The sequence below is a fragment of the Rhizobium ruizarguesonis genome (assembly GCF_012349115.1).
Lineage (GTDB): Bacteria > Pseudomonadota > Alphaproteobacteria > Rhizobiales > Rhizobiaceae > Rhizobium > Rhizobium ruizarguesonis.
On the sequence record NZ_PQIG01000141.1, the window covers coordinates 1 to 7,823 of the forward strand.

At 55.7% G+C, this 7,823-nt stretch carries 8 protein-coding genes; 1 reads left to right on the forward strand and 7 read right to left on the reverse strand.

The features are described from left to right. Positions 1-131 precede the first annotated feature (131 nt). The 6 genes from C3Y91_RS36340 to C3Y91_RS36365 are packed head-to-tail and all read right to left on the reverse strand — an operon-like array spanning position 132 to position 6,153. Positions 132-890: a sugar phosphate isomerase/epimerase family protein gene (locus C3Y91_RS36340; protein WP_130658074.1), complete on the reverse strand. Its 759-nt coding sequence runs from the start codon at positions 888-890 to the stop codon at positions 132-134. Continuing rightward, on the reverse strand, positions 887-1,969 hold the full coding sequence (locus C3Y91_RS36345; protein WP_168576401.1) for an ABC transporter ATP-binding protein: 1,083 nt from the start codon (positions 1,967-1,969) through the stop codon (positions 887-889). Before C3Y91_RS36345 ends, C3Y91_RS36340 begins: the two co-directional genes overlap by 4 nt. 7 nt (positions 1,970-1,976) lie before the next feature. Further along, positions 1,977-3,050, reverse strand: coding sequence for a Gfo/Idh/MocA family protein (locus tag C3Y91_RS36350; RefSeq protein WP_168576402.1), 1,074 nt, complete (start codon positions 3,048-3,050; stop codon positions 1,977-1,979). Positions 3,051-3,061: 11 nt separating this feature from the next. Next, the gene (locus C3Y91_RS36355; RefSeq protein ID WP_130658077.1) at positions 3,062-3,886 is read right to left on the reverse strand and encodes a carbohydrate ABC transporter permease; all 825 of its coding nucleotides are present in this window, start codon (positions 3,884-3,886) and stop codon (positions 3,062-3,064) included. Continuing rightward, positions 3,886-4,797, reverse strand: coding sequence for a carbohydrate ABC transporter permease (locus tag C3Y91_RS36360; RefSeq protein ID WP_244666087.1), 912 nt, complete (start codon positions 4,795-4,797; stop codon positions 3,886-3,888). Before C3Y91_RS36360 ends, C3Y91_RS36355 begins: the two co-directional genes overlap by 1 nt. A gap of 3 nt (positions 4,798-4,800) precedes the next feature. Further along, positions 4,801-6,153, reverse strand: coding sequence for an ABC transporter substrate-binding protein (locus tag C3Y91_RS36365; protein WP_197726628.1), 1,353 nt, complete (start codon positions 6,151-6,153; stop codon positions 4,801-4,803). A gap of 57 nt (positions 6,154-6,210) precedes the next feature. On the opposite strand from C3Y91_RS36365, the gene C3Y91_RS36370 reads away from it, so the two are divergent. Further along, positions 6,211-7,275 (forward strand): LacI family DNA-binding transcriptional regulator, encoded by a 1,065-nt coding sequence (locus tag C3Y91_RS36370; RefSeq protein ID WP_130658078.1) that lies wholly within the window; start codon positions 6,211-6,213, stop codon positions 7,273-7,275. 255 nt (positions 7,276-7,530) lie between these two features. Here C3Y91_RS36370 and C3Y91_RS36375 read toward each other — a convergent pair. Further along, positions 7,531-7,823, reverse strand: a 293-nt coding sequence (locus C3Y91_RS36375) for a LysR substrate-binding domain-containing protein (RefSeq protein ID WP_246780255.1), incomplete at its 5' end; no start/stop codon positions are given.

Sequence of the window (7,823 nt, forward strand, 5' to 3'; positions counted from 1 at the left end):
TATCGCCCGCGAACTGGCCAAGGAAAAGGCCGGGGCCCTTGATCGTCTTCATGTCGTTGATCCTGTTTTGGATGGTATTTGAGCCACAACCTACGCAGCGGCTTTGTAAGCTCGCTCACAGGGTCAGAACGCTATGTCTGGGAAGCGAGGGTCTTGAAACTTTGCGACCAGCGACGCAGGAAACGATCCAAATCGACGGGATTATCATGCTCAGCCACATGAGCCTTGAGGTACGGAAGTTTTTCGAACTCCTCGAAGATCGGACGCCAGTCACTCACGCCATGTCCAAGATCGGCCCAGCCGTCTTCGAGGGCAGTGGCGTGGTTGGGCTGGACGTCCTTGAGATGGACCGCGACGACGCGTTCTGCCCGAGCCCTGAGCCAATCCAACGGATCGCCGCCAGCTCTCAAGATCCAGCCGAGGTCTGCTTCCCAATTCATCTCAGGCGCTGCGTCGAGCAGAATGTCCATTGGAATAAGTCCATTTTCGACCGCAACAAACTCAAAATCGTGATTGTGCCAAGCGAAGTCGAATCCTTCGCCTCGAACTTTGTGGTCGAGTAAGTCCAGCCTTGCCGCTAATATCTTCCATCCTGCAAGGTCGGCAGGCCGGTCTTCAGGGGCAAGCCATGGCGCGATCACAGTGTCGATGCCAAGAGTGCGAGCAATCGAAATCGCCTTTTCGAAGTTGCTTTCGAGAAGGTCGAGGCCGAAGTGTCCCTGAGGCATAATGAGACCGCGCTCATCGAGCAGCCTCCGAAACGCAGCCGGGTCTTCGTAGTTAGCGAAAAAGCCTTCTACTCCGTCGTATGCGGATGACTTGACCTGATCGAGGATTCTATCCCACGGCGTGAAGTTGCGCGCGGAATAAAGTTGAACAAGTGTCTTCATCGCTTATCTCCTGATGAGATTCGAAGGCCGGAGGCCTTGTCAAAAAGGTAGAGTCTGTCGAGGGGAAGATGAACCGGCAGAGTGTCTCCTGCCCTGACCGCCAACCTATCGCGGAACGTCGCGAGGATTTCTTCGCCTTGAAGTCGCAAGGCTATCTGGGTCTCAGCCCCAGTCGGCTCGTCGACTATGACTGTGGCATCCATCGCGGGCTTTCCTTCACTGGCAAGTTCGATGTGCTCCGGTCTGATACCTGCAACAAGCGGCCGACCGTCGGCCGCGCTTGCCAAGCCCGGCGGCAAAGCAAACGTCAATCCACGTTCGGTGTGAAATAGGCCGCCTTCGACACGACCGTTGATAAAATTCATGGACGGCGAGCCCAGGAACCCGGCGACAAAAAGACTGTTTGGATTGTCGTAGAGGTCGAGAGGTTTCCCAACCTGCTCGATTTTTCCACCGTTCATAATTACGATCCGATCGGCCATGGTCATCGCTTCGACCTGATCGTGCGTGACGTAGATTGTCGTCGTCTTGAGGCGCTGGTGAAGCGCCTTGATTTCCGTACGCATCTGCACACGCAACTTTGCGTCGAGATTGGACAGCGGCTCGTCGAACAGAAATACTTCGGGATCGCGCACGATCGCCCGTCCCATGGCTACTCGCTGACGCTGGCCGCCGGACAGCTGCTTCGGCAGGCGTTCCAGAAGCGGGACGAGATCGAGTATCTCCGCTGCTGCCCCGACCCGGTCGTCAATCTCTTTTTGCGGCCTGCCGGCCAGCATGAGAGCAAAACCCATATTCTGGGCGACGGTTTTATGGGGATAAAGAGCGTAGGACTGGAATACCATCGCTATGTTTCGGTCTTTTGGTCGCGCGTCGTTGAGGACCTTATCGCCGATCGAGACGGTGCCAGTAGTGATTTCCTCCAAGCCAGCGACCATGCGCAGCAGTGTTGACTTGCCACAGCCGGAGGGACCAACGAGAATGATGAATTCGCCATCTTCAATGTCGAGCGAGACGCCATGCATCACGTGAAGCGCGCCGTAAGATTTTGTGACGTGGTCTATTGAAACGTTTGCCATAGCGCCCTCACACCTCCTGCATTATCTGTTGAAAGATTTCGAGATCTTGCCGCGCATCGGCAATCGTCGTCTTCGCGGGAAGCCCCAGAGTGATGGCGTCGTGAAAACGTTTCCATTCCACGACAAAGGCATCGCCTCGTGTCTGGTGGCCACTGCACGATGTGACGCCGAATGCCGTGTTTGGCGTGGTGACGGTCAGACGCGCAGGCTGGTGTCGGATGTAGGGTGTGTCATAGTCGATGCGGACGATCTTATCCTGCGCGTACACTTCAAGATGCGCATTAAAACGAGCGATTGCGTCAATGCCTGTTTCGAAATGGCAGATAAAATCTCCGTAATCGAACGCTGCGGTGATAAACATGCCTTCCCGACGGAAGCCAGCATGGAGGACGCGCTTGGGCATACCGATAAGCTCTCGCATCGTGGAAACGTCGTGTGAGGAAAGACCCAGCAGGAGATTGTAGACCAGTGCGCGTGGACGTTCGCTGGTTCCGATCGCCTCTACAAGTTTGGCGTCGGTGTCTTCACGGGTTTTGTCGAGTACCCACTGGGGAATATCATCGCCTCGCACCACGTTTGATGTCGGCTCTACGAACGATGAATTGGGTCCGATGATTGCGTGGACGCGCGCGAAGTTGATCTGGTCTCTTATACCCGCGACGATTTTGACCGCATCCTCAAAGGCGGGTGCGTGACGGCGCATGTAGCCGATCTGAACTGTCATTCCGGTTTCGGCCTCGGCGGCCGCAAGAGCGTCGGCCTCTGTCAAGGTCATACACATCGGCTTTTCGATTAGGACATGCTTACCCTTCTGCATTGCTTCGATGGCCGTCGGAGCGTGGAAGGTGTTCGGGTTGGCAACAAGTACCGCGTCAACCGAAGGATCGTCGAGCAGGGACGAACCGTCATCGTAGAGAGACGCTCCCGGAACGACCGCGCCGACGCCCTTGAGAACAGTTGGGGAGGGATCGCATAGAGCGGTGATTGCAAAGCGGTCGGACAGTTCGCGCAGCGTCGGGATGTGAAGGATCTGCGAGGCCTCGCCGCACCCGATGATGCCGACGTTGATGATTTTTGACATAATGACTCCGATCAACCCTTCACGCCGCCGGCAATCGCGCCGTGGGTGATGAATTTCTGCACGAAAAGAAAGAGGATGAGGGTTGGAAGCATGGTCACGGATGCTGCGGCCGTGAGGCTTCCCCAATCGGTCGAGAATTGCTGCAGGAACATCTGTATGCCGACAGGAAGTGTCATTGCGGCCTTAGTGCGAAGGAACACGTTCGCGACAAAAAACTCATTGTACGCGAGCAGGAAAGCAAAGATCGAAACTGCAGCAAGCCCCGGCCCGGAAAGTGGCAACACGACCCGAAAAAACGCGCCGAAGTGACCACAGCCGTCGATCAGTGCTGCTTCCTCCAGTTCCCGCGGGATGGTGTCAAAGTAGCTTCGCGCCATCCACGTGACGAACGGCAGATTGATCACTCCGTATACGATGATCACAGACAGAGGGGTGTCGATAAGCCCAAGGGGACGGAAAAGCAGGAACAGTGGAATCAGAGCCAGGATGATCGGAAACATCTGAACTGCAAACAACCCGGTAGAATAGACATCCAGCAGGCGGTTTTTGAATCGGGAGAGTGCATAGCCCGCGAAGACGGCGCAAAACAGGGAAAATACCGTAGCACCAAGCGCCGTCACGACAGAGTTCCTGAGATAGCTGAGAAATGGTGTCTCCTCCATGAGGAGCAGATAGTTTTGCAGCGATGGATCGCGAGGTATGATTGTCAGTCTTGCGACAATTGCTTCGGTAGGTTGAAGCGAATTGAACACCATGAGAATAATGGGCAGATTGATGACCATGGCGATCAAAGTCATCGTCGCTGTCAGAGCCCAGTTTCTTTTGGTTCGTGTCATCAGCGCTTCTCCCTTTGCAGACGCAGGACGACTGCAAAAATGACCATCAAAATGGCGAGGGTCACGAAAGAAACAGCCGCTCCCATGCCGACGTCGTTGCGGGCAAACGTGTAACGGTACGCAAGGACAACCAGGTTCTCGGTGGCGTTTGCGGGTCCTCCTTGAGCAAGGAGCCAAGGTGTATCGAAGTCGTTGACTGTCCAGACCGTCATGAGAAGGCAAAGGACGACAGAGATGCCGCTTATCGCCGGCACGGTCACATGCCGGAAGCTTTGCCACTTCGTTGCACCGTCAATATCTGCGGCTTCGTACAATGTGCGGTCGATTGTCTGGAGCGCTGCCAGAAGCGATAGCAGCATGAATGGAAACGAGCGCCAGATCTTGATGATAATGACCATTGCGATGGTCCAGTTGGAGCTGGACAGGAAGTACACGGGGTCTCCCCCGAAAAATACGATGATCTGGTTGAAGAGAGCCTTGTCGTCGTTGATCATCCACCGCCACGAAACGATTGCCACGAGCGACGGGACGATCCACGGCAAAAGCAGCAGAACGCGAAACAGTCCTCGCCCTGGAAAATCCTTCTGCAACAGGAGCGCCAGGCCAAGTCCCAAGCTGTAGCAACCGATGATATTGGCAATGGCGAAGTAGAGTGAAAAGCGAAGCGCATGCCAGAACGACGGGTCGGACAGAAGTTTGCCGTAGTTTCTCAGGCCGACAAACTTGCCGGCCTTGAGCAATGAGCCATTGGTAAAGCTATACCAAAATCCCTGGATCATCGGATAGCCAATAACCACGATCATCAGGATCAGGGACGGGAGAAGCAAGAGCAACGTCATCCGCAGGTCAGGGGTCAGAAACTGTCTGGCGCTGGAGCGCCAGACAGTTCGCTTCAGGAGCGAGGCCGTCATCGGTTACTGTTCCATAATTTCTTGAAGATGTTCCTGAGCAGGCGTAACGATCTCGCCCGCCGGTTGACCCTGCCAGAGCTTCTGAACAAGGCTCATCATGAAACCATCACCGTCGATCTCGTTTAGCTGCGGAAAGGTACCACCGGCGGTAGCCGACATCGGCTTGACGATCGGCAGATAGTTTTTGATCACGAAGCTGACTTGATCGTTTTCAGTGAAATACGGATCTTGCTGGAACGAGACGCGTGCCGGAATGCCTCCAGCCTTACCCTCTGTCCAAAGAACCTTCTGGTTTTCGGACCACCAACGCAGGAATTTTAAGGTTTCTTTCGGGTGCTCGGTCTGCTTGTAGACCATGATGTTGTTGATCCAGCCAATCGTACCCTTCTCTCCCGAAGTGGATGTGAGCGGCGGCACGACCCCGACCTTGTCCTTCTCTTTTCCTGCTTGGTCTGCGGTACTCGGACTCGAGAGGTAAAACGCGGCCTTTCCGCCGTTGAAACTTCCCAGCGCGTCGTCGTTCGTATAGCCGGCCGACGCCGGGTTAAGCACTTTCTCGGTCGCGAAGCTGGATAGAAAATTGAGCGCCGCAAGAGATTTTTCGCCCGTGAGGTTTGGCTTCCTGTCTGCGTCGAACAGGCCCCCGCCGTTGTTGATCATCGCCGACAATATCCAGTGCATTCCTGTCGCATCGCCTGAGGAAACGACGCCGTAGATACCGTCTTTCGTCACCGCCTTGCTGACCGCAAGAAATTCGTCCCAATTGGTTGGAACCTTCTGCCCGGCCGCTTCGAGAACGTCTTTCCGGTAGAAGAGCGCGCGAAGATCGATGGCCCACGGCAAGGCCACATAATGGCCGTCGTATTTCATTGCCTCCAGCGTACCTGGCGCAAAATCCTTTGCGCTGCCGTTCGCTTCCATTTCCTTGACGAGATCGTCAACCGGATAGATGGCGTCCATGCTGTAAAACTGGACTGCTTGAAATCCAGCGCCGGTCGAAATGTCAGGAGCGGAGCCCGACGCGATCGCTGTCACGTAAGTTTCATACCAGTTCGCCCATGGCACCGACCGGTAGGTCACGTGGATGTCATCCTGGCTTTTGTTAAAGTCGTCGACGAGCTGCTGGGCGCGCTGTGAGTAGGATCCCGGTCCCCAAACCTGGTCCCAGAAGTTTAGCTCGACTTGAGCGTGGGCGCTCGAAGCGGCTCCAGCAAGCAATGCGGCCAGCGGTAGAATGCGTAAAAAGTTTCGCACGGAATCTCCTCCCATTGATCTTCCCGCGCCGCCCTCCGAGGCGGCGAAATCGGGGTTACTCAGCCAAAAATCAATTAAAACGTCGTGTGGTGACGTCACCACATTGCATATCGATATAAGTAATGCAAGTGAGACTACAAAGATTTCGAAGGAGATGAGATGCGTTCCCAAACGGCGACAATGGCGGACGTGGCGAGAGAAGCCCAGGTTTCGCCAACAACGGCGGCCCGTGTCATCCACAACAGAGGTTATGTCTCGGACGAGAACCGTAAGCGCGTTTTAGAAGCAGTTGAGAGCACAGGGTACCGCCCTAATCTGCAGGCTCGCTCATTAAGAATGCAAAGGAGCTATTCTCTTGGGCTGGTGCTGTCTTCGGCGCGTGAAAACCCTTTCTACACGCACATTTCTCACGCTATCCGCACAGCTGCCAGCGACCGCGGCTTCTCGATGCTGACGGTCAATCACAGCTACTCCCCTGAAGCGGAGGTCAATGGGATAAAGCAGTTCCTTGAGCATGGAGTTGATGCGACGATTCTTTGCCATGCACTAGAAAACAAGAACATCCAGCCGTTGATCCAGGCGGGTATCCCGGTCATTCAGGTCGAGCGCCACGATATCGAACAGGCATATTTCGTCGCAATTGATCCAGACCCAGGGATGCGTGCAGCGGTTAAGACCCTGGCCGATGAAGGCCACAGAAGAGTTGCCTTCATCGGTGCGCGCGCGACCGGCTTAAAGGACGGCGGTCCTGGCCACGCCGAACAACGACGAGCCGAAGCGTTTCAACAAGCGGTCTCGTTGTACGGACTTGACGAACAAGACTGCCCGGTCGTGCTCGGCGAATATTTTCCCCGATCTCCGAATGATATCCTCCCGGGCCGCCGGCTCGCAACCATGTTACTGGACGATCACCGTTGCGCCGTCACCGCAATCATCGCCGGATCAGATATCCTGGCTGCTGGTATTCTTCAGGTTTTGTACGAGCGTGGCTTGAAGGTGCCGTCGGACATCTCCGTCATTGGCTACGATGACAGCATGGCCCAGTTTCTATCGCCTGCTCTGAGTTCGATCGCCCAGCCCTATCTGGCAATCGGCGATTCCGTCATGGCATTTGTTGAAGAGGCCGTGGGTCAAGATACGAGTAGTGCGAAGACTCGAGAGCGATCGGTGTCGACTTCATTGGTATTGCGGGATTCCATTGGACCTGCCCCTGGAAGCTTTTAGGTTCTTCACGCCGGCTGTAATAGCGACCGAACCCGGTCTGCAGCAGGATCACATCTTCGTTCCCAGATAGATTTTCGGCAAGTGTCTGTGCCAGAAGATGTTCAACTGCATCCAGGCGCGAGCCTGGCAGGACCAAAAGCCGGGGCAGGACGCGATGGCCGCAATCGCAGGGGGGTTCTGATGGAGGCAGACGTGGCTGATCCGCGAAGCGGCATCACGCCGCTCGCGTCGCCGAGGAGCTGCGGCGAAGATGGCTTACCTGCCCGGCCGCGCCAACGACCTTGCGATATCGACGATGTCGTCGCGCGAGGCGGTTGGATCCTCTTTATTCCAGGCAACCCCAAGCCCGATCCTAAAGTCGATGCCCCTGACCGCCTTCAGCTCGAAGGCCCGGTTCGGCAGCCCCTCGGTCCATTCCGGCGCAAAGCCGATGCCAAGGCCTGCCGAGACCAGCGACACCAGCGAATAGGTATCATCGCAGCTGTAGGCGATATTGCGGGTCAGATCGTATTCCTCGAACTTCTCGTTGAAGTACCGCTCTGTATAGG

Coding starts and splice junctions, on each gene's coding strand:
- C3Y91_RS36340 (WP_130658074.1), bottom strand. CDS start 890: ATGAAGACACTTGTTCAACTTTATTCCGCGCGCAACTTCACGCCGTGG.
- C3Y91_RS36345 (WP_168576401.1), bottom strand. CDS start 1,969: ATGGCAAACGTTTCAATAGACCACGTCACAAAATCTTACGGCGCGCTT.
- C3Y91_RS36350 (WP_168576402.1), bottom strand. CDS start 3,050: ATGTCAAAAATCATCAACGTCGGCATCATCGGGTGCGGCGAGGCCTCG.
- C3Y91_RS36355 (WP_130658077.1), bottom strand. CDS start 3,886: ATGACACGAACCAAAAGAAACTGGGCTCTGACAGCGACGATGACTTTG.
- C3Y91_RS36360 (WP_244666087.1), bottom strand. CDS start 4,797: ATGACGGCCTCGCTCCTGAAGCGAACTGTCTGGCGCTCCAGCGCCAGA.
- C3Y91_RS36370 (WP_130658078.1), top strand. CDS start 6,211: ATGCGTTCCCAAACGGCGACAATGGCGGACGTGGCGAGAGAAGCCCAG.